Origin of the sequence: Marinobacter sp. Arc7-DN-1 (genome assembly GCF_003441595.1) — a bacterium.
Taxonomy (GTDB): Bacteria; Pseudomonadota; Gammaproteobacteria; order Pseudomonadales; family Oleiphilaceae; genus Marinobacter; species Marinobacter metalliresistant.
In genome coordinates, this window is record NZ_CP031848.1 from 1,540,347 (window position 1) to 1,560,406 (window position 20,060).

A 20,060-nucleotide genomic window follows, 5' to 3' on the forward strand; every position below is an offset into this window, starting at 1 on the left:
GCGGGCAATGATTGTCGCAGCTGTCACTCACGCGCTGAACCTCCGGTCGGTCGTCGGTAACGATAATAGGCGGCGCAGGCGCCTTCCTCGGACACCATCGTCACGCCGAGGGGGCGTTCCGGAGTGCAGCGGGAGCCGAAGGCGGGGCATTGGTCCGGGCGGATTTCGCCCCGCAGCACTGCCCCACTGAGGCAGTCACCCCGCATCTCAGCCTCGCCGTTCACTGCGCCGAAACGGGTTTCTGCGTCGTAGGATCGGTAGGCGGGTGACAACCCAAGACCACTGTCAGGTATGTCTCCCATGCCCCGCCATTGCCTGGGCACCACCTGGAAGACCGCCTGCATTACCTGCTGGGCCATGGCGTTCCCCGGGCGGCGGACGGCCCGGCTGTACTGGTTTTCAACACAGCTCTCACCCTGCTCCAGCTGACGCACGCAGCGGTAGACTCCCTCCAGGATATCCAGCGGTTCAAAGCCGGTCACCACAATGGGCACGCCGTGCTTACGGGCAATGGGTTCATACTCTTCATACCCGGTGATCGTGCAGACATGGCCGGCCGCCAGGAACCCCTGAACCCGGTTGCCCGGGCGCTCCAGCAAGGCGCGAATCGCCGGTGGCACCAGCACTTGCGAGACCAGCACCGAGAAATTCCCGAGCCCCTCCCGCTGGGCCTGATAGACCGCCATGGCATTGGCCGGGGCTGTGGTTTCAAATCCGACGGCAAAAAAAACCACTTCATGCCTCGGATTCTGCCGGGCCACCGTCAGCGCCTCGAGCGGCGAATACACCACCCGGACATCCGCGCCCCGCGCCCTGGCAGCGGACAGGTCCGATTGGGTCCCGGGCACTCGCAGCATATCGCCGAAAGTACATAGGATGACCCGTGGAAGCGCGGCGATTTCGAGGGCTTTGTCAATGTAGGCGATGGGAGTCACACACACCGGGCACCCCGGACCATGGATCAGGGAGATTGCTTCCGGCAGCAACTGATCGATCCCGAAGCGAACGATGGCGTGGGTCTGCCCCCCACATACCTCCATGAGAGTCCAGGGACGGGTGGTGATGCGGGCAATGGCATCGGCATACCCCCGGGCAGCATCGGGCGCGCGATATTCGTCACGGTACTTCATTGCGGCACCGGCCTTCCTGGCTCCAGCTCGTCCGCCTCCTGCTCCAGGGTCTCGAGGCACTCGAGGTAATGGAAAACGCGCTCGGCTTCATGCGGGTCCACAATGGTAATGGCAAACCCCACATGCACCAGCACATAGTCCTGCTCTCGTACATCGGGCACGTAGGCCAGATTGACCGGCTTGACGATGCCACCAAAATCGACGCGCCCCTGACGGGTGAGTGGATCGTCGCCCTCAATGCTGATCACGCGTCCCGGCACGGCCAGACACATGCCCCCTCCCTGCCCCAAAGAGCGCCGGCCGCCCAGGCCAGCTGACCCACCGCCAGACCGCCATCATTGGGCGGCAGCCGGCACGGCCAGAACACCTGAAATCCGGCCCCCTCAAGGGCTGTTATGGTCAATTCCAGCAGGCAGGCGTTCTGGAAACAGCCGCCAGCCAACACAACTCTCGACAGTTTAGCCTGTTTCGCCACTGCCACAATGGCGTTGACCAGCCCCTGATGGAAGCCCGCCGCAATCCCGGATACCGGCTTCCCCCTCCGAAGGTCTTCCAACAATGCGTAAACCGCCGGCGCCCAATCAACCTGCCAGGGCCGGTCGGCTTCCGGCACCGACAGCTCGAACCGGTAGGGAGATGCAGTGTCAGTGCGATCCAGGGCTGCCTCCAGCTCGCCCGCTGCCTGCCCCTCGTAACTGGCCTGCAGGCAGATGCCAGTCAGCGCGGCTACGGCGTCAAAAAGCCGGCCCACACTTGAGGTTTCCGGCGCGTTCAAGCCGGCCTTGAGCGATTGAATCAACAGCTTTCTTTCCGCTTTGGAAAAGCTGTTCACCGGGGCCAGTGCCTGACACTCCATGACCTGCGCCCCCATCAAGGCATACAGCAGCCCGAAGGCCGAACGGCGGGGTTCTCGCATGGCCGCCTCGCCACCTGGCAGCCGGAATCGCCGCAGATGCGCCACGCGCTCGTAACCTTGTGAGTCCAGGCGCAGGAATTCTCCGCCCCACAAGGTCTGATCGTCGCCAACACCACTGCCATCCCACGCCACCCCAAGCACCGGCTCATTGACCCCGTGCTCAGCCATCACGGCCGCTATGTGGGCCACATGATGCTGGACAGCGCATTGTTCCTCACCACGGGCCTGGGCGTAGCGCGTTGTGTAATAGTCCGGGTGGCCATCGTGCGCCCAGTGCCGGGGAATGGTGGCAAACAGTTGCTGCAGATTATCCGTGGTGCGATCGAGCTCTTTCCGGCTCAGGATGCTGTCCATATCGCCCAGGTGCTGGCTCAACACTACGCCGGCGCGGGTGCTCATGGCCACGGTGGTTTTCAGGTGGCCTCCGGTGGCGCCCCGGCCGGGAGGCACCTGGATGGGCAGGGCCAGGTTCGGGGAGTAGCCACGTGCACGGCGAAGCAACTGCGTACGCCCCGCCACCACCCGGGCCACGGAATCATCCAGTGGTCGTAAAATGGGGCGATCGTGAACCAGAAATCCGTCCGCCAGGTCACCCAGGCGCACCAGGGCTTCCTCGTTGTCGATGGCAATCGGTTCGCCACTGCGGTTACCGCTGGTGGCAACAACGGGAAACCCCAGATCACCAAGCAGCAGATCGTGTAACGGGGTGCAAGGCAGCATCACGCCCAGATCCGCCCTGCCCGGAGCGAGGTTGGCCGCCAGATCATGGTTGCGCGCATGGAGCAGGACAATGGGCCGCTCGGCCCCCATGAGCAACAGGCTTTCGGGCCCGGAGACCGGGCACATCTGCCGCAAAGATGCCAGTGAACCAAACATGACTGCCAGCGGCTTTCGGGGCCGCCCTTTTCGTGCGCGTAACGTCTGCACCGAGTGACTATTGCGGGCATCTGCAAGCAGCTGAAACCCGCCCAGCCCTTTAAGCGCGATGATGCCACCTGCCCTCAGCCGCCTGACCGCCTCGGACAAGGCGGCCTCGCCTTCCGCCAGCACGCAGCCATCACCTTGGCAAAATGCGACACGCGGACCGCATTCCGGACAGGCATTGGGCTCGGCATGAAAGCGCCGACTCTCCGGATTACGGTATTCCGCCAGACAACGCGGGCACATTTGAAAGTACCTCATCGCCGTGCGTTCGCGATCGTAAGGCAAACCCTCGATCAGGCTGTAGCGGGGACCGCAGTAAGTGCAGCTGATGAAGGGATACCGGTAACGCCGATTATCGGGATCGTGCAGCTCCCCGGTGCACTGACCGCAGGGCGCCAAATCCGCAGGTAAACGTGTGGTGGCAGCGCCCCGCTCCTCACTCTCGCGTACGCGGAACGCCTGAAACGCCGCAGGCCTGGCCAGCGGTTCCGCACACACCGCCTCCACGCACGCATGCACCGGAGCCTGTTGCTTGAGCGCATCCACCAGGTTCTGCAACGCCTCGGGACGACCCTCAGCCTCAATGATCACGCCCTCCGGGGTATTGCCAACCCACCCCGTCAGCCCCAACCCTGTCGCCAGGCGATAGACAAAAGGCCGAAACCCCACGCCCTGAACCACGCCATAAACACGAACACGCCAACGAACTGGCGAGGGCTCCGCCCGGCATCTGTCATTCATGGGCCCGACCCATCCTCCGTTTCCAGCTCCAGGCTCTGCAACAGCACATCCTGGGCATTGGGGTGATTGATGTCATCAGACGTTTCAATCCGGAGGTGGGCCTGGTCCGCGCAGGTACCGGCTGCCTCCTGACGGAAGTGATCGGTGAAATGTTCCGGCGACATATGGCACAGCGCGCCTAGCCATACCGCAACCTCCACCACCCGTTCGGCCTCTTCGTCCGCGCAAAGCTTCTCCACCCTGTGAATCAGGTTCCTGACCAGCGCCGTTTCATGCATCATCGCTCTCCTGAATCCTGCATCCTGTGTCCTTTTCGATGGCATCAATCACCGCCTGAGTCACCCCGGGAATGGTGTCCGCAACCGGTTTTGACAGCCCGTCGCCCGCTTCGAAGCTGGCCGCCTCCACCGCAAACACCCGGCATACCGGAGGCAGCACATCGAGCGCGCGCGCCAGCTCAATCGCTTCAGACAGCCCCAGCGCATGGGACGAAAACGCGCCTCCCAGGGCTGGCAGCGGCGCGGCGCTGGCGTCGAACACCCGGAGGTGCCCCGGCTCCAGCCCCATGACAGCGGCATCGACCAGGTACACCGCTTCGGCGCCAGTCATCAGGTCCACCAGTCCGGCCACTTCGCCGCTGTGCTCAACCACGTCGACAGTTTCCGGCAAACGGTCATCAAGGGCATCCATCACCAGCGGTCCGAGGGCATCATCCCCCCGACCCCGGTTGCCGATACCAACAACCCTGATGGGCCGGGAAACATCACTCATGGCGGACATCCAGTTTGAGAAAGTGCGTTGCACAGGAGATGCAGGGATCGTAGTTGCGGATGGTCTGCTCACAGCGTTCACGCAGGGTATCGGCCGGCAAATCGAGCCAGCCGCCAACCAGCTCTTGCAGGTCGGCCTCAATGCTGGGCTGGTTCTGTGCCGTGGGCGGCACAATCTGCGCCTCGAGGATGGCACCGTTTTCATCAAGCCGGTAACGGTGAAACAGCAGACCGCGTGGGGCCTCGGTGCAACCGAAGCCTTCCGAGAGCCTCGGCTCGGCCGGTTCGAACGGTCGCTCAGGTTCCTGGTATCCGGCAATCACACGCAGAGCCTCATCACAGGCATACACAACCTCGACGCTGCGCACCACAATGCTCTGGAACGGGTTGTTGCAAGTAACACCCAAACCAGCTTCTTTGGCCGCCTCCCGGGCCAGTGGCGAGAGCTGGCCAAAATTGAGACTGTAGCGCGCCAGCGGCCCGACCAGATAACAGTCATGCTCACGCAAGTGCGAGTGCAGCGCCGTAGAGCGCTGCACGTGGGACTCCACAAAGTGGCGATTGTAATCCGCTACGGCGATATCCAGCCCACGATTGGACATAATACGCCCGACGTTCATGGCGTACTCGTCCGGATGGTGCAGTGCGACCAGGTGGTAGTCCCGCCCGGCCTCCGGCATGTCCAGCCCGGCCGTCCAGCGCACGGTTGCCAGGGCGTCCTCCCGGGCCTGTTTCAGGGTGTCGGCCAGCGGCTCCAGTTCCTTGCGGGTCGGCGTTCGATAGAATCCGCCCACTCGCACATTGATGGGATGGATTTCCCGACCGCCCAACAGCGTCATGATGGCATTGCCCGCTTTCTTCAGGGACAGCCCCCGTTTGACGATGTCGGGATAATCCCGGGCCATGTCCACCGCCCCGGCGTACCCCAGGAAATCCGGGGCGTGCAGCATGTAAATGTGGAGGGCGTGGCTTTCGATCCACTCCCCGCAGTACAGCAACCGGCGCAATGCCCGCAGCGGCCCCTCCACCTCGATACCAAGCGCGTTCTCCATCGCATGGACAGCGCTCATCTGATAGGCCACCGGGCAGATACCACAGATGCGGGCGGTCACATCGGGCGCCTCTGAAAAGTCGCGCCCACGCAGGAATGCCTCGAAAAAACGCGGGGGCTCAAAAATACGCAGTTCCGCATCGCTCACCTGGCCGTCCCGGACCGTCACCTTCAGGGCACCTTCGCCCTCGACCCGCGCCAGGTAATCCACCTTGATGGTCTTACGGCTCATGACGTTCGCTCTCCTCACGGAACGGGCCGGCCCAGGCGTTGAAAGTCCGGTAAAAGCGCAACCGCTCGGCCCGGCCCATGCCCAACTGATCCAGTCGCTCACTCAGCGCAGGCGCGTTGGGATTTTCGTTGGGCCCATAGCAACCGTAACAACCCCGATTATAGGACGGACACAAGGCATTGCAGCCGCTGTGGGTCATCGGCCCCAGACAGGGCGTTCCGTGGGCCACCATCACACAGACATTGCCCCTGAGCTTGCAGTCCAGACACACGCTATGGGCCGGCGTGACCGGTCGTCGCCCGCACAGAAACGCCGACACCACCTCCAGTAACTGCTGTTTGCTGATGGGGCAGCCACGCAATTCAAAATCCACGGCCACGTGGTCGGTGATCGGTGTGGAGGTGGACAGGGTTTCAATGTACTCCGGGTGGGCGTAGACAGCCGCCATGAAATCATCAATATCGGCGAAATTACGCAACGCCTGAATGCCGCCAGCCGTGGCGCAGGCACCGATGGTCACCAGCGTTCGCGAGCGCCGGCGCACGCTCTGGATACGCTCGGCATCGTGGGCGGTGGTGATGGATCCCTCCACCAGGGACAGATCGTAAATACCGCGAATACTGCCGCGGGTGGCCTCCGGGAAATAGGCGATATCGACTGCCCCGGCGACCTGCAGCAATTCATCCTCACAATCCAGCAAGCTCAGTTGGCAGCCATCGCACGACGCAAACTTCCAGACGCCAAGGCGTGGCTTGTGATCCGGGCGCGCCATGTCAAAACTCCTTGAGGTTCAGTAATCCGCGGACCCGATCAAACGACAGCACCGGACCGTCCTTACAGACAAACGTCGCTCCAAACTGGCAATGGCCACAATGCCCGAGCGCGCATTTCATGTTTCGCTCCATGGACAGATAAATCGCCCCATCCTCAACACCGGCACCCCGCAGCGCGTTGACCGTGAAGCGCATCATGATTTCCGGGCCACACACCATCGCCAGGGTGTCTTCAGGGTCGAAGCCCAGCGTCGGCACCAGAGCCGGAACCACACCGACCATGCCCTGCCAGTCACTGTCGGCGTGGTCCACAGTAATATAGACTTCAATATCCGGACGCTTGCTCCATGCCTCCAGTTGAGCGGAATAGAGGATATCGCCGGGACTGCGTGTACCGTAAAGCAGGATAACCCGACCGTACCTCTCCCGATGGCGCAACACGTGATAAATGGCCGGTCGCAAGGGTGCCAATCCCAGCCCGCCGGCCACAATCAGCAAATCCGCACCCTCGCCTTCCGTTATCGGCCATCCGACACCGAACGGGCCACGCAGGCCAACGGTGTCCCTCGGTTTCAGGGCCGCCAGCTTCCTGGAGACCGGGCCCACCGCCCGCACGGTATGAACCAGCGTCTCTGTCTGTCCGGTGTCACCACTCAGGCTGATGGGCACCTCGCCCACACCGAACACATAGAGCATATTGAACTGGCCCGGCAAACAGGGCCGGTTGCCGGCCGGTCCCGGCTCCAGTTCCAGTGTCCAGATGGTTTCCAGTTCCTGCTGTCGGCGCAGAACCCGAACCGGTTCGGGTACCATCAGATCGTCTGAAATCACTCGGGCTGCTCCGGAGTACCATAAACATCCAGAACCTGCATTTGTGTCGCGTGAAGCCGACTGGTCAGAATCGGCAGCAATCGTTTCAGGACTTCGTAGCCCAGAGCCGGATCATCATCGCACTTCTTCCTCAGGCAGTGGGCGTCCATCGCGATGGCACGGGTCAGCGTGATGGCGCGTGCATCGTAGGCCCAGTGATAGGGGGGCAGAACCCAGGACACCCCCGCCAGGTCGCCTTCATGGAGCGTCTGAAAACAGACCGACGGTTTTCCCGGCACCGCGATTTCCAGAGCCACCTGACCATAGCGGATGAGGTGCAGGTGATCGGCGTCTGTGCCTTCGCGAAACAGGTATTCCCCCGGATTGAACCGAACATTGCGGGCACACCCGCTGACCAGATTGCAGAAATCGCTATCCAGATCCTTGAAGAACGGATGCTCGCACACGATCCGGGCAATGTTTTTCATTGCCTTTCTCCCGATGAAACATCATCGTGAATGGCGCGAACCTCCTCCGTGATATCGATGCCCACCGGGCACCAGGTGATGCAGCGACCGCAACCGACACAGCCTGAGGTGCCGAACTGATCCACCCAGGTAGCGAGTTTGTGGGTCATCCACTGACGGTAGCGGGACCGGGTCGAGTTGCGAACACTGCCGCCGTGAATATAGGAAAAATCCGACGTGAAACACGAGTCCCAGCGCCGGCTGCGTTCCGCGCTGGCGCCTTCCAGATCCGAGGTGTCTTCAACCGTGGTGCAGAAGCACGTCGGGCAAACCATGGTGCAGTTCGCGCAGCTCAAACACCGGTCGGCAACGTCGGCCCAGCGCGGATGCTCCAGATTATCCATCAGTAAGGCGGGGATGGCGGTTTGCGGCATACTCCGGCCCATCTGACTGCGGGTTTTCTCCACCACAGCGGTGGCGGCGGCCTGGTGGGCATCTGTCGCGGGTTTGCGGGGCAATTCGGCGAGAATCGCCGCCCCCTGTTCGGAGCCCGACCGGATAAGGAAAAGGTGGCTGTCGTCGCCCAGAAGCTCGGTGAGGGCAAGATCGTACCCGTCCCTGACGTCGGGCCCGGTATCCATGGAGTCACAGAAACAGGTGCCGCCAGCCTCTGAGCAGTTGATCGCCACCATAAAAGCCTGCTCCCGACGTGACCGGTAATGAGGGTCGGCATAGTCGTCCCCCAGCAACACACGATCCTGGATGCCGATCGCCGCCAGCTCACAGGCGCGCACCCCGAAGAACGCATATCGAGGCGGATCATCCCGGGCAGGAACAAAGCGGAGTTCGCCGCCGTTGCGAGTCGCCTGCCACAAGGACACCTTCGGTGGGTGAAGAAAACGTTTCCAGCTATGGGGCCCCACGGCATAACCGAACAACGCCTCATCCGAACGCCGCTTCAACCGGTAGTGACCACCATCCTGCTCATCCGTCCAACCGGCGGGAAGCTCCCCGGTACGGGCGAGCTCATCGTACACAATGGCCTGGTCCCGAACGGTTGGCCCAAAAACCGTATACCCGCGCTCAGCCAATGCATCCAGCAAACACTGCAAGCCGTCCCGCGTGATGACAGAGGCATCGTCAAAGTTGTCCATGAGGAGACCTTCCGTGATTGGCAATCAGAAAATAAGGAATCAACTGATTGCTCACGACAAGCTTTAGCAAGTCCAGGGATTTTGTCAAAGGTGGAATGGGGGGTGGGTAAAGTGACTGAAATTCTTTGCGTTGGCGATAACTCATGCGCGCGGCCTGACCGGTTGCCTTGCGTTGATTTCTTGTGACCTTGTGGGGGCTCTGCTAGCTTGAAACTAGAAGTTGTCGAACAACAACGATTACTCAAGCCGTAGTTCAAGGCCATTCAAGGAGAGTGTTATGCAAGACCTCAAAGGCAAGGTTGCCATCGTCACCGGTGCCTCTCGCGGCATCGGTCGGCACATAGCCCTTCAGCTCGCCCAGCGCGGCGCCGACGTCGCCATCAACTACCGCTCGCGTCAGCCCGAGGCAGACGAGGTCGTCAAGGAAATTGAGGCGACCGGTGTCCGGGCGCTGGCCATCCAGGCTGATCTTTCCCAGATGCCCGCGGCCCGGAGCCTGATACGTCAGGTCCATGACCAGTGGGGGCGCATCGACATCCTGGTGAACAACGCCGGCATCACCAAAGACAAGTCCATGAAGAAGCTCACCGACGATGACTGGAACGACGTCCTCGATACCAACCTGGGAAGCGTCTACGCAACCTGCTCCGAAGTACTGAACATCATGATGGACCAGAAGTACGGTCGCATCATCAACATCACCTCCTTCGTCGGCCAGGCCGGCAACTTCGGGCAGGCCAACTACGCGGCCAGCAAGGGCGGTATCATTGCGTTTACCAAGACCCTGGCACTGGAAATGGCCAGGTACAATATCACCGTCAATGCCATTGCCCCGGGCTTTACCGAAACCGAAATGCTCGCCCAGGTGCCCGAGAATATCCGCCAACAAATCATTGCCCGCGTGCCGATGGGCCGTTTTGGTCAACCCGAGGAAATCGCCCGCGCGGTGGTGTTCCTGGCAGCGGAAGGGGACTACATCACCGGCCAGCAAATCAACGTTAACGGCGGCGTGTACATGTAGCACCGCCAGCTGGAGAGTGTGACCATGGCTGACAAACCGATTAAGACCAGCCCCCCGCCGGAATTCGAGCCCAACGTCGTGCGCCAGTCGCTGGTACGGGCGGGTGTGCATGGCGGCCATCTGCTGAAGCGTTCTATCCTGCGCCGGTTGAGCCGGGGCAATCCCAACCCGGTCAGCGTCAAAAGCATGGCCAAACCCTTTGTTTCCCTGACCGGCAGGCTCGCAACCCAGCCGGACACCCTGATCCTGGCCCAGATGCGCCTTCTCAAGAACAGCACCCGGTTCTGCTCGGGCCTGCTGGCCAGCAGCTTAAGCAACAAGCCACTGGCCGTGATGGAGCCGGAGCCGGGCGACGGGCGCTTTCGCGACCAGGCCTGGAATGAGGTCATGGCCTTTAATGTCATCAAGCAGGCCTACCTGCTGTCGAATCGCTGGATCATGGACACCCTAGATGATGTCCGCGGCCTGGACGACCACACCAGACGCAAGCTGCGATTTTTCACCGGCCAGATGACCGACGCCCTGGCCCCGAGCAATTTCATCCTGAGCAATCCCGAGGTGCTGCGGGCGACAATCCAGACCCGGGGCAGGAACCTGCTGCGCGGACTGGCCAACCTGTTGCGCGATCTGGATGAGGGCGCCGGCCCCATGCCCTTTCGCATGTCCGACCCGGACGCCTTTACGGTTGGAGACAATCTGGCCAACACGCCGGGTGACATTATTTTCCAGAACGAACTGATGCAGCTCATCCAGTACCGGCCAACCACCGACACCGTGCACCGTCGGCCGCTGCTGGTGATACCGCCGTGGATCAACAAGTACTACATTCTCGATCTGGGTGAGAAAAAGTCGTTCATCCGCTATTGGGTCGAGCAGGGCCACACCGTGTTCGTGGTCTCCTGGGTGAATCCCGGGCCGGAACTGGCGCATAAGAGTTTTGAAGACTACATGCTCGAAGGCCCCATCGCCGCCATGAACGCCATTGAACAAGCCACCGGTGAGCGTGAACTGAATACGGTCGGCTACTGCATTGGCGGCACCCTGCTCGGCTGTACCCTCGCCTGGCTGGCCGCCCGGGGCGACGACCGGGTCAAGAGCGCCACCTTCCTCAACAGCCTGTTGGACTTCTCGGAGGTCGGCGATCTGGAAGTGTTCATTGATGAGGACGCCATTGGCAAGCTCGAAAAAGCCATGAACAAACAGGGCTATCTCGAGGGTGCCTCCATGGCGACCGCCTTCAACATGCTGCGGGCCAACAGCCTGATATGGTCCTTCTTCGTCAACAACTACCTGCTGGGGCGTGATACCGCCCCCTTCGACCTGTTGTACTGGAACGCGGATGCCACCCGCATGCCGGCGACCATGCACAGTTTCTACCTGCGCAACATGTACCTGCACAACCGGCTGCGTGAGCCCGGTGGTATTGAACTGGCGGGCACCCCGATCGATCTGGGGAAAGTCAAGGTGCCGAGTTACTTTGCATCGGCCATCGAGGATCACATCGCCCCCTGGATTTCCTCTTATCGCGGCTCACGCTATCTGGGCGGCCCGGTGCGTTTTGTCCTCGGCGGCTCGGGGCACATCGCTGGGATCATCAATCCGCCGGACCGGAAAAAGTACGGCTATCGCGTCAACGAGGACAGCGACCTGGATCCGGATGCCTGGCTTCAGGGTGCCAAACAGTTCGAAGGTTCCTGGTGGCCCGACTGGGTCGCCTGGGCTGAACAGTTTGGCGGTGGCGAAGTGAAGGCCCGTACTGCCGCGGAAGGGAATCTGCCGGTAATCGAGCCGGCGCCCGGCGCCTATGTGCGGAACCAGCCGGCGCCACCGACTCCGGTTGTGCAAAAGCCCCGACAACCTCCGCGTCGAAAAACAGCGCCACGCAAACGGACAACGGCACGTACGAAAGTCACCCAGTGAGACCTGTTACAGAAATGAACAGGGTATGTCAGATAAACTTACACATGTCTTCTCATAAGCAGGACTGAAAGATGAAAGCACATTGAAATAACAACAAAAATATCGAACTGGCATCTCAATTGCTAAGTACTCCCGGCTATCAAAACTACGCAGTTGAGGAAAGTACCCCATGTCATTGTTCAGCCGTATCGCCGTTCTCAGCACTCTCAGTGTTTCTCTTTTCATCGCAGCACCGGCCAGTGCCAACCTTATTGTGAATGGCAGTTTTGAAGATCCGGATGTAGCTTCTGGTGCCTGGCAGGCCTTTGACGCCAGTGCAGTAGCTGGCTGGGATGGCAGCCGTATCGAAATCTGGGACAACTTCAACAGCGAAACCGCCTACCAAGGCGATCAGTTTGCCGAACTGAATTCCGATCCTGGCACCGGCACTGCGTTTAGCATTTTCCAGGATATTGCCACTGATATCGGCCAGGCCTACGACATGAGCTTTGCCTATCAGGCCCGACGCAGCATCACCGAAGAGTTCGCGTTCTCCGTCACTCCGGACGGAGGTGCGGCCATGTCCTGGCTGCTCTCCGACCACACGACCAATGGCTGGAGCGTCTTCTCCGACTCCTTCGTAGCCACTGCAATCAACACTCGCATCATGTTCACCTCGGTGGTTCCCGAGACTGGCACCGTTGGTAACTTTCTGGATGATGTAAAAGTAACCGTAGCAGTACCCGAGCCAGGAACACTTGCTCTGTTTAGTTTGGGGCTTCTGGGGCTGGGAATGGCGCGCCGCCGCGGCTAACATCCAAACCTTGCGTGTTAAAAGGCCGCATCTTGCGGTCTTTTTTTGTTTTGCCTTCCGCAATAATCATGGATGATTAGGCGCGCTCTCTATCACGTGCCACCATAACGACATCGCCCTCCTGATGAACCAGGGGTAGATGCCGCATACATGTAAACAATATCGACACGACTGTTTCAAATCTGAAACAGACGGCGTGCGAGGAGTAAACAGTTTCACCAACAGAATCTCTGTTGAGCACCCTCGGAAGCAACCCGGGCAATCTCGCTTCACATCGTCCGGCAACGCATTGAGCTTGCTGTGGGTACGCTGTTCGGTCAACGGCTCAAAATACCGATCATCCACTCGCTCGCCATACCACGACGATCTCTCTACCGGATCAAACCCTTCACCATAGAGATCGTCTATCTCCACCTCATCGGCCGACGAGTTTCCGACATTTTCCAAGCGATCTATGGCGAACGGCAACAGCGGCAAAAAACACGGTGCCCGAGCTTACAACGCAGCTGTGGCTGTTGACGCACCCGAACTTGAGGAGGGTAGCGCGGATACGGAGGTTTATGGACGAGGTAGGGGCGATGTTCGGCCCGATCATGGTGGCCTGGTTTCTGACCCTGGCAGCGCTGGGGATGAACAGCATTTTCGAGCAGGCGGCCGCCTATGGTGCGAGTGTGAATGCCACCATGCTTGTGACCACGATTCTGGCCTTCAATGTGGCCCGCGCCGACTCAAGCTGTAGAGCCGGCACTGCATGGTAATAAAGTCGGTAACCATTAAAATCTGGCTCGCACCAAGAGTTCCCATGTTTGGCGCTCAAGATTCGCTTTTCAAAAGCACAAAATGCTCAATCAAACGAATCATCAGCGTCTTCTGATCCGGAAGGCTTTCCGCCACCAGCAGGGCCAATGCCACTAGGGTATTGTCATTAATCAGTTGTTCCACTGGCCGTCCAAGTAAAGCTTCGTTACGGCGCAGGTACCACAAAAACAGAAACGAACCGCAGCGTTTGTTGCCGTCCGCCAACGGGTGATTTTTGATCACAAAGTAAAGCAGGTGTGCGGCCCGGCTGGCCACGTTCGGGTAAAACAGCTCATCCCCGAAACCCTGCTCTATGGTTGCCAGGGCAGAAGCTAAACCATCACCCCGCAACTGGCCAAACAGCTCCGTGGCTTCGCCTTTGGCAATCAGAGTATGTTTGAGCTTACCAATGGCCTTCAGTGCCTCATCCAGCTCCAGCTGCTGCATGTCCGGTTGATTGATGCCAATCTCGGCCAGCTGCTGCTCATCGTAGCCCTGCAACAGACTCCAGGAGCGGGCATAATCGCTGATCACCCGGGCGACCGCTTCGCCTTCATTGGATACCAGACCCTGATTAGTGAGGGTGCGGCTTAGCAGGTTAACAGCCTGCTCGAACTCGATGCCTCGCTCGGCCAGCCGACGCTGGTTGAGGGTATGACCCTTAACTAAATGGTCTTTCAGAACTTGAGTCGCCCACTGGCGAAATTGGGTTGCGCGTTTAGAACTGACTCGATAACCCACGGAAATAATGGCATCCAGATTGTAATGCTTGATACGGCGTCGAACCTGGCGATTGCCTTCCTGGCGAACTACCGAGAAATCCTCGGTAGTTCGATCTTCCTCAAGCTCGCCTTCTGCATAGACATTCTTCAGGTGTAAACCGACGTTATCAGTGGAGGTATCAAATAGGGAAGACATCTGGTTTTGGTTTAACCAGACTGTCTCCTGATCCAGCGCCACTTCAAGTTGTGCCTGGCCATCTGCGGATTTGAAGATTCGTACCTGTTGCTCAGCCATTCCGTTTTCCCATGATCAATTGCTCAGCCTCTTCCAGCTTGCGCAGTGCTTTTCAACATTTCAAGCAGCCCAGCTCTCCGAGTTACCAACTTTATTATGTTGTTACCGACTTTATTACGATCCCACACCAACTGTGTTCGGTGACAAATACAAGCAGTGGAACGCCGCCTTTGATGCCGGCTACTGCGCCGCCATGGGCACGCCCTACATTACGCTCCACAACGACGACATCGTTCACCCCCTTAAGGAGGTGGACGCGGCGGCTATAGCCTGGGCGCAGACACCGGAGGAAATCGTTGAGGTGTTGAAGTACGTCACCACAGCGAAGTAAGTTGGTACCGGGGTGTCGCATGTTTGATAGCGAACGCGCCTTCAGGGCTTCCGGCCGGAAGTTCTGCGGCACCCGGTAAAGCCACGCAGGCCTGATGTTTCGCATCAGGCTTTGCCACGTTTTCTCCGTTTGATGCCTCGCTCACCTTTAAACTCATCGATCGCGGTAAATCACCTGTTGTAGATCACAGGCATTCGCCCTTTCCACTGCTGCCATGTCTCGTCGCTTGAAATCAGCTCCGCCATGAAGTGCGCAACGTTGATCCGACTCGTTTTGCCGGCATTGAAAATCGCACTGCGGGTTGGCGAAGGAACCACGTCATAGGTCGTTGCCTGATCTTCATCAATCAGGGTGTCTGGTCGGACAGCCACCCACTCAAGGGCCGGATCGTCAGCGGTGACCTGTTTCGACAGATACTCCGCAGCCTTTTCATTGTCTGCATGGGGCGGAACAAGCACGCGAATCAGTCCAACCACGCACGCCTCAGCAAATGACGGAGATTCCTCGGGGTGGCTATTGCCCGCGGTATTCATCAACACCACTCGGACCGTTGTCGATGGCCGGGACGCCCGGATGGCCTCGCACAATCGCCGAAGCGTATCGGTCACCAACCACCGCGGCGAACCATACATCCCCTTGAAGGTCAGGTTGTGGCCAAGACACGATGCGACCGCCGAGCAGCCGTCAACGTGCTGCCGTATCTGGTCATCACTGAAATCCAGGATACTCCCATGAATGACCGACAAGGCCGGGTGGTCTATCAGCGCTTGCGGCAGTTTCTCGGGAGCTCGAGCAACCGCTCGAACCGGATTGCCAAGCTCAAGCAGCTGTTCCACCAACAACCGTCCTGTCGCACCAGTGGCGCCCACCACCAAAACCGTCATTGCGTACTCTCCATTGTTTGCCAACACCGATCCACGAACCTGTGGCCTCCCAAATCGATTCGCTATATCCGGATAACGAAATCGTCGTAATCGAACCGCACTTTTGGCAAGCCAGCGCTGCGGTCTCCCGCGCTTCTGCGCCCCAGAGCCACAATGGCGGAGGTTTCCAGCTCATGGTGGGCCAATCCCAGTACCTGATCAAAAGCCCGCGAATCAATGCCGGTCATTGGGCAACTGTCGATTTCCAACACAGCAGCCGTCGTTAGCAGGGTACCAAGCCCAATGTACGCTTGCTGGTGTGCCCATTCCCTTTTTTCCGTCCGGGATTTCGAGGCCAAAGCTTGCTTCATATGGCCAGCGTAGCCCGCGATATCCTGGTAGGGAATCTCTCTGACCTTCATGCACTGGTTTACGTAGCGATCCACCGTTTGATCGCCGATGCGTGTGTCGGTAGCAAACACAATCAAATGGGAGCAGTCCACCACCTTCTGCTGACCGAAGGCGTGCGGCAACAGGTCTCGCCGCACGGCTGCGGATTCGATCATGATCACCTTGTAGGGCTGCAAGCCATAGGACGAGGCGCTTTTGCGAACGGCATCCAGCAGTGTTTCAACGGCCTGGGTGTTCAACTGTTCCGGAGAAAATTCACGGACCGCATAACGCCAGTCCAGAGCGGCATGAATATCCATCACTTGTTCCCCTCATAAGGAATTGCGACCGGCCGCAGCGGCGCTGCGTCCCCACCACGGATCTTCAGTGGCGCACCGATAAACGCAAACTCATACACCCCGTCTTCTGCCAGCTCTTCCAGATTCACCAGCTCCATGATGGTAACGCCTTGCTGGGCCAGCAAATACGTGTGCACGGGTACATAGTTACCGTCGTCCTCCGATGGAAACGCTTCAAAACTCAGGTTGTCCGCGCCCACCGAAAGAGCCTGTTTCTCGTCGGCCAGAAAGCGCGCGGCGGACATGCCCAATCCGGGCGCGTTCTCCATAAACCGGCCGGCCTCCTGGTAATGCCGCATACGCCCTGTCCGGATCAGCACCACATCGCCCAGCGCAATATCGATACCCTGGACACTCAGCGCAAGCTTCAGATCTTCTCTCGTTATCCGGTAGCCCGGCTCCAGCTCTTTCAGGCCTTTGGCAGCGGGAATATCCAGCAGAACCCCTCGGGCAATAATCGGGGGCATTTTCTCAATGCCCGTTTTGTTCCAGCCCCGGTCGCCCAAGTGCTGGTCCGCTGAAAAGTGGTTCCAGATCTTGCCGTTCAGTCCGAAGTGGTTCAGAGCATCAATGTGGGTGCCTGTGTGCGCATACATCGAAAAGGCAGACCCCGTGTAGCTCACGCGGGCATTCATCTCTTCGCCCACAGACAGGGGGTCGTCCACTTCTGTGCCTTTTGGCGTGTGGGTCATCCACATCTGAAAATGCGGGTCGCCCGCCGCCTGCCAGCTGGGCATGCCGATGAAGTACTCAACGCTCAGATCGTAGGTCTTGGCCGGACTCAGGTTTTCCAGCGCGGCTTTTCTTGAATCGGCGGTCATCATGTTCAGACGGCCGATCTCATCGTCAGGCCCCCAGGGGCTCGAGGCTACGTCGGCGGCATTGGCCGCTGCAGGTGCCAGGAACAGGGACAGAATTACGGAATGGAATAATGCGGTATGACGCTTCATAGAGTTGTCCTCCTTCAGGTTGGAGTCTTCACTCTATGAAATCGCTTAGAACGGTTAAACGGACGAAATAGAACTATAGTATTTCCAAAAAGGAAATAATCATTGCAGCAAATTGATCAGTCCGGGTCAGGGGCGCCCTATTCCCAATAGGGTTTGTCTCCCAAATACTGATCCAGATGCTCCAGCAGAAGCCTGACTTTCGTCGGCTGTTTACGCCCCGGTGGGAAAAGCGCAAAAACGGTATAAGGCTTCGGAGGGAAGTCCTGAAGCAGCGGAATTAGCGATCCGCTATCTAGGTCCTGTTGCACCAGAAAGCGCGGCACCAAACCAACCCCCAAACCCCGCAACAGACTCTGGCGGATCGCCAGGCTGCTATCTGTCCGGAAATTACCATTAACGGTAACTTCCTCTGCACCCAGTTCCCAGACCCTCGGCCTATCGTGAAGAGCGAACGTCAGGCAATTGTGCCGGGCGAGGTCTGCCGGCGAATGGATCTCTGGCGCACTCGCCAGATATTGAGGGGAGGCGCAAACAATGTTTCTGGATTTCCTGAGCGGCTTGGCAAGCAGGCTAGAATCGGAAAGCGCATTGCGAACCCGGATCGCGATATCAACGCCCTGTTCTACCAAATCGACCATACGATCACTGAGTTGCAGGTCCACGTCGATATCAGGGTAACGTTTCAGAAAACTGTCGATAGCTTCCGTGATGTGAGTAAGGCCAAATGACATGGGCACGTTGATCCGGATCGTTCCGCGGGGCTCCGCCTGCACGCCTCGAGCCTCCAGTTCGGCATCCTCAAGGCCATCCAGAAGCGCCTGGGTTCGCTTCAGAAAAGCCAGACCCGCATCGGTGAGATGCATCCGGCGCGTCGTCCGGTTAATCAACCGGGTGTCAATGTCCTGCTCCAGAAACGCGATGTGTTTACTGACCGTCGCGGCGGTGATGTTCAGATCATCCGCGGCCTTCGTGAAACTTCCCAATTCCGCGACACGCCGAAAAATCTTCATGGCAACAAGCTTGTCGGTGGCCACCTCACGCTCCTGAATACTTTCCAATTTGGAATAAGTATTGTTCGGATCGCTCCAATTATCAATTGAATGAATTCCGGCACACTCAGGCTCACCACGTTTATATTCATACCCTGGAGCGAGCTGACCATGATAACCTTGATACAACGCCTGCCCTTTCCGCCTCAGGCCATTGTCTGGGGCCTGTTGATGGCCAATGGTTTCCTGATTGCGCTGATGCTGGCCCTGGCGAAAGCAGCCACGGCTCAGGGTGTGCCTGCCATCACCTATGCATTCTGGCAAACGCTCATTGCCGGCTTGATTTTGTTGCTTTGCTCAGCGAACTTCAGAGCCCTGTTCGAACAGCGTCTGACCATCTACTTTTTTATCAGTGGCCTGACGGGTATCGCGATACCCAATGTTATCGCCTTCTACCTCGTGACGAAGCTGGGGGCCGGCTTCACTGGCATCATGTACGCCTTACCGCCGATATTCACTTTTCTGATTGCAACAACGATCGGCCTGGAAAGACTCAGCTGGACGAAACTGGCCGGCTTGTCGGTTGCGGTTTCCGCCTGCGCCTGGATTGTTCTGCAACGCCATACCGAAATGGGCCAGTCCAATCTGCTGTGGTTCGCCCTCGGCCTGCTTATCCCGGCCGCGCTGTCGGTCGGCAATGTCTACCGTTCGGTCGCCTGGCCCGACCAGGCAAAACCCATGACGCTGGCTGCCGGCACCCTGCTCGCTTCGGCTATCGTACTGGGCTTACTCGCCAGGCTAACCGAAACACCGCTGGCCTCGGGGGGTTTTGGGTCTGCATTTTTAACTGTCATCCTCATCCAGGGTCTTCTGACCGCATTGACCTACTACTGCGCCTTCGAGCTTCAGAAGCGCTCCAATCCGGTTTTCTACAGCCAACTCGGCGCAGTGGCTGCCGTATTTGGACTAATCATCGGCGTAGTATGGTTTAACGAGCGATACTCACTGGGAATCTGGCTGGGCGCTTTAACTGTGATCGTGGGGTTGCGGATGAGCAACCGGACATCGCGCGGCAAGGGTTGATCAGAAACGCAACGATCGCGACAGAGATTCCGGCAACCAGAAATCTCTTTGCAAACTCGCTCTGCGGATTAAGCAATATAGCCAATCTGCATTAACCCCAACCAAGACCGCAGTGCTCACCACTACCAAACGAGCATCAACCCACCCGTAATAACGGCAAACAGAATGGACAACCAGATCAGGGTCTTCCAGGGAAAGGGTGGTGGGGGCGGCTGCACTGCGAGCTGCTTTTCCAGATCGTTTTTCAGCAACCGGGTATTGCGAATATTGGCCTTGTAGATGGCATCAAAGGCATCGCCTACCACCGGCAACAGGCCACCGAGAAAATCGATGCCCATATTGCGCAGCATACGCAGCTTCACATCCTTGCTGGCACCCGCCCGCTGCGCTTCGATCAGCACATAGCCGGATAACACCAAGCCGGCGAAGTCGCCTACTACCGGTAGCAGGCCAATAATGGAATCCACGCCAATCTGAAACTTGGTGAAGGGAATACCGATGCTGCTGTCGGTAAACCGGCTGAACTTATCCAGCCGCTCCAGTATCGCCCGTTGCTGGGCCTCGGTAGGCTTTGCCAT

At 58.9% G+C, this 20,060-nt stretch carries 21 protein-coding genes and 1 pseudogene; 6 read left to right on the top strand and 16 right to left on the bottom strand.

The features are described from left to right. Window positions 1-23 precede the first annotated feature (23 nt). From hypD to D0851_RS07235, 10 genes are read right to left on the bottom strand one after another with little or no spacing between them, the layout of a single operon-like run. Window positions 24-1,130, bottom strand: a complete 1,107-nt coding sequence (gene hypD / locus D0851_RS07190; RefSeq protein ID WP_117618028.1) for a hydrogenase formation protein HypD — start codon at window positions 1,128-1,130, stop codon at window positions 24-26. Next, window positions 1,127-1,402 (bottom strand): HypC/HybG/HupF family hydrogenase formation chaperone, encoded by a 276-nt coding sequence (locus tag D0851_RS07195; protein WP_117618029.1) that lies wholly within the window; start codon window positions 1,400-1,402, stop codon window positions 1,127-1,129. Before D0851_RS07195 ends, hypD begins: the two co-directional genes overlap by 4 nt. After that, window positions 1,375-3,711 carry a carbamoyltransferase HypF gene (hypF, locus tag D0851_RS07200; protein ID WP_117618030.1) on the bottom strand — a complete coding sequence of 779 codons (2,337 nt, stop codon included), beginning with the start codon at window positions 3,709-3,711 and terminating at the stop codon, window positions 1,375-1,377. Before hypF ends, D0851_RS07195 begins: the two co-directional genes overlap by 28 nt. Then, window positions 3,708-3,992 carry a hydrogenase/urease maturation nickel metallochaperone HypA gene (locus tag D0851_RS07205; RefSeq protein ID WP_227539476.1) on the bottom strand — a complete coding sequence of 95 codons (285 nt, stop codon included), beginning with the start codon at window positions 3,990-3,992 and terminating at the stop codon, window positions 3,708-3,710. The genes hypF and D0851_RS07205 overlap by 4 nt, the downstream gene beginning before the upstream one ends. After that, window positions 3,982-4,482 carry a hydrogenase maturation protease gene (locus D0851_RS07210; RefSeq protein ID WP_117618032.1) on the bottom strand — a complete coding sequence of 167 codons (501 nt, stop codon included), beginning with the start codon at window positions 4,480-4,482 and terminating at the stop codon, window positions 3,982-3,984. The genes D0851_RS07205 and D0851_RS07210 overlap by 11 nt, the downstream gene beginning before the upstream one ends. Then, window positions 4,475-5,764 carry a Ni/Fe hydrogenase subunit alpha gene (locus D0851_RS07215; protein WP_117618033.1) on the bottom strand — a complete coding sequence of 430 codons (1,290 nt, stop codon included), beginning with the start codon at window positions 5,762-5,764 and terminating at the stop codon, window positions 4,475-4,477. The genes D0851_RS07210 and D0851_RS07215 overlap by 8 nt, the downstream gene beginning before the upstream one ends. Beyond that, complete coding sequence (locus D0851_RS07220; RefSeq protein WP_117618034.1) at window positions 5,754-6,536, bottom strand: oxidoreductase; 783 nt, start codon at window positions 6,534-6,536, stop codon at window positions 5,754-5,756. Before D0851_RS07220 ends, D0851_RS07215 begins: the two co-directional genes overlap by 11 nt. A gap of 1 nt (window position 6,537) precedes the next feature. Beyond that, the gene (locus D0851_RS07225; protein WP_117618035.1) at window positions 6,538-7,368 is read right to left on the bottom strand and encodes an FAD/NAD(P)-binding protein; all 831 of its coding nucleotides are present in this window, start codon (window positions 7,366-7,368) and stop codon (window positions 6,538-6,540) included. Further along, entirely contained in the window at window positions 7,365-7,835 is a 471-nt protein-coding gene (locus D0851_RS07230; RefSeq protein WP_117618036.1) for a cyclic nucleotide-binding domain-containing protein, read from the bottom strand. The genes D0851_RS07225 and D0851_RS07230 overlap by 4 nt, the downstream gene beginning before the upstream one ends. After that, window positions 7,832-8,968, bottom strand: coding sequence for a 4Fe-4S dicluster domain-containing protein (locus tag D0851_RS07235; RefSeq protein WP_117618037.1), 1,137 nt, complete (start codon window positions 8,966-8,968; stop codon window positions 7,832-7,834). Before D0851_RS07235 ends, D0851_RS07230 begins: the two co-directional genes overlap by 4 nt. A 277-nt stretch (window positions 8,969-9,245) precedes the next feature. On the opposite strand from D0851_RS07235, the gene fabG reads away from it, so the two are divergent. From fabG to D0851_RS07255, 4 genes are all read left to right on the top strand, one after another. After that, window positions 9,246-9,989: a 3-oxoacyl-[acyl-carrier-protein] reductase gene (fabG, locus tag D0851_RS07240; RefSeq protein WP_117618038.1), complete on the top strand. Its 744-nt coding sequence runs from the start codon at window positions 9,246-9,248 to the stop codon at window positions 9,987-9,989. Between the two features lie 24 nt (window positions 9,990-10,013). Continuing rightward, entirely contained in the window at window positions 10,014-11,909 is a 1,896-nt protein-coding gene (locus tag D0851_RS07245) for a PHA/PHB synthase family protein (protein WP_117618039.1), read from the top strand. A 169-nt stretch (window positions 11,910-12,078) separates the two neighbouring features. Next, window positions 12,079-12,702 carry a PEP-CTERM sorting domain-containing protein gene (locus D0851_RS07250; protein WP_117618040.1) on the top strand — a complete coding sequence of 208 codons (624 nt, stop codon included), beginning with the start codon at window positions 12,079-12,081 and terminating at the stop codon, window positions 12,700-12,702. 560 nt (window positions 12,703-13,262) lie between these two features. After that, window positions 13,263-13,460, top strand: a complete 198-nt coding sequence (locus tag D0851_RS07255) for a KUP/HAK/KT family potassium transporter (protein ID WP_162893649.1) — start codon at window positions 13,263-13,265, stop codon at window positions 13,458-13,460. Between the two features lie 55 nt (window positions 13,461-13,515). On the opposite strand, the gene rhuM is transcribed toward D0851_RS07255, so the two are convergent. Next, entirely contained in the window at window positions 13,516-14,517 is a 1,002-nt protein-coding gene (gene rhuM, locus D0851_RS07260) for a virulence protein RhuM/Fic/DOC family protein (protein WP_117618042.1), read from the bottom strand. Window positions 14,518-14,653: 136 nt separating this feature from the next. On the opposite strand from rhuM, the pseudogene D0851_RS07265 reads away from it, so the two are divergent. Further along, window positions 14,654-14,848, top strand: a pseudogene (locus tag D0851_RS07265) (YtoQ family protein); the annotation flags it as partial. A gap of 170 nt (window positions 14,849-15,018) precedes the next feature. On the opposite strand, the gene D0851_RS07270 reads toward D0851_RS07265, so the two are convergent. The 4 genes from D0851_RS07270 to D0851_RS07285 form a co-directional block, all read right to left on the bottom strand. Continuing rightward, complete coding sequence (locus D0851_RS07270) at window positions 15,019-15,732, bottom strand: NAD(P)-dependent oxidoreductase (RefSeq protein WP_117618043.1); 714 nt, start codon at window positions 15,730-15,732, stop codon at window positions 15,019-15,021. Between the two features lie 62 nt (window positions 15,733-15,794). Next, window positions 15,795-16,421: an NAD(P)H-dependent oxidoreductase gene (locus tag D0851_RS07275; RefSeq protein WP_117618044.1), complete on the bottom strand. Its 627-nt coding sequence runs from the start codon at window positions 16,419-16,421 to the stop codon at window positions 15,795-15,797. After that, complete coding sequence (locus D0851_RS07280) at window positions 16,421-17,410, bottom strand: cyclase family protein (RefSeq protein WP_117618045.1); 990 nt, start codon at window positions 17,408-17,410, stop codon at window positions 16,421-16,423. Before D0851_RS07280 ends, D0851_RS07275 begins: the two co-directional genes overlap by 1 nt. A 137-nt stretch (window positions 17,411-17,547) precedes the next feature. Further along, window positions 17,548-18,588 carry a LysR family transcriptional regulator gene (locus tag D0851_RS07285; RefSeq protein WP_227539477.1) on the bottom strand — a complete coding sequence of 347 codons (1,041 nt, stop codon included), beginning with the start codon at window positions 18,586-18,588 and terminating at the stop codon, window positions 17,548-17,550. Between D0851_RS07285 and D0851_RS07290 the strand changes: the two genes are divergently transcribed. Next, window positions 18,571-19,482, top strand: coding sequence for a DMT family transporter (locus D0851_RS07290; protein ID WP_205422284.1), 912 nt, complete (start codon window positions 18,571-18,573; stop codon window positions 19,480-19,482). The two genes, D0851_RS07285 and D0851_RS07290, sit on opposite strands and share 18 nt — an antisense overlap. Window positions 19,483-19,604: 122 nt before the next feature. Here D0851_RS07290 and D0851_RS07295 read toward each other — a convergent pair whose 3' ends face one another. Next, entirely contained in the window at window positions 19,605-20,060 is a 456-nt protein-coding gene (locus tag D0851_RS07295) for a DUF4112 domain-containing protein (protein WP_117618047.1), read from the bottom strand.

Excerpts from the sequence above, each read along its gene's own strand:
- D0851_RS07280 (WP_117618045.1), bottom strand. The coding sequence starts at position 17,410 with ATGAAGCGTCATACCGCATTATTCCATTCCGTAATTCTGTCCCTGTTC.
- hypF (WP_117618030.1), bottom strand. The coding sequence starts at position 3,711 with ATGAATGACAGATGCCGGGCGGAGCCCTCGCCAGTTCGTTGGCGTGTT.
- D0851_RS07255 (WP_162893649.1), top strand. The coding sequence starts at position 13,263 with ATGGACGAGGTAGGGGCGATGTTCGGCCCGATCATGGTGGCCTGGTTT.
- D0851_RS07220 (WP_117618034.1), bottom strand. The coding sequence starts at position 6,536 with ATGGCGCGCCCGGATCACAAGCCACGCCTTGGCGTCTGGAAGTTTGCG.
- D0851_RS07205 (WP_227539476.1), bottom strand. The coding sequence starts at position 3,992 with ATGATGCATGAAACGGCGCTGGTCAGGAACCTGATTCACAGGGTGGAG.
- D0851_RS07215 (WP_117618033.1), bottom strand. The coding sequence starts at position 5,764 with ATGAGCCGTAAGACCATCAAGGTGGATTACCTGGCGCGGGTCGAGGGC.
- D0851_RS07250 (WP_117618040.1), top strand. The coding sequence starts at position 12,079 with ATGTCATTGTTCAGCCGTATCGCCGTTCTCAGCACTCTCAGTGTTTCT.
- D0851_RS07235 (WP_117618037.1), bottom strand. The coding sequence starts at position 8,968 with ATGGACAACTTTGACGATGCCTCTGTCATCACGCGGGACGGCTTGCAG.
- D0851_RS07195 (WP_117618029.1), bottom strand. The coding sequence starts at position 1,402 with ATGTGTCTGGCCGTGCCGGGACGCGTGATCAGCATTGAGGGCGACGAT.
- D0851_RS07210 (WP_117618032.1), bottom strand. The coding sequence starts at position 4,482 with ATGAGTGATGTTTCCCGGCCCATCAGGGTTGTTGGTATCGGCAACCGG.
- rhuM (WP_117618042.1), bottom strand. The coding sequence starts at position 14,517 with ATGGCTGAGCAACAGGTACGAATCTTCAAATCCGCAGATGGCCAGGCA.
- D0851_RS07275 (WP_117618044.1), bottom strand. The coding sequence starts at position 16,421 with ATGGATATTCATGCCGCTCTGGACTGGCGTTATGCGGTCCGTGAATTT.
- D0851_RS07230 (WP_117618036.1), bottom strand. The coding sequence starts at position 7,835 with ATGAAAAACATTGCCCGGATCGTGTGCGAGCATCCGTTCTTCAAGGAT.
- D0851_RS07295 (WP_117618047.1), bottom strand. The coding sequence starts at position 20,060 with ATGGCAAAGCCTACCGAGGCCCAGCAACGGGCGATACTGGAGCGGCTG.
- hypD (WP_117618028.1), bottom strand. The coding sequence starts at position 1,130 with ATGAAGTACCGTGACGAATATCGCGCGCCCGATGCTGCCCGGGGGTAT.
- D0851_RS07245 (WP_117618039.1), top strand. The coding sequence starts at position 10,014 with ATGGCTGACAAACCGATTAAGACCAGCCCCCCGCCGGAATTCGAGCCC.
- D0851_RS07290 (WP_205422284.1), top strand. The coding sequence starts at position 18,571 with ATGATAACCTTGATACAACGCCTGCCCTTTCCGCCTCAGGCCATTGTC.
- fabG (WP_117618038.1), top strand. The coding sequence starts at position 9,246 with ATGCAAGACCTCAAAGGCAAGGTTGCCATCGTCACCGGTGCCTCTCGC.
- D0851_RS07270 (WP_117618043.1), bottom strand. The coding sequence starts at position 15,732 with ATGACGGTTTTGGTGGTGGGCGCCACTGGTGCGACAGGACGGTTGTTG.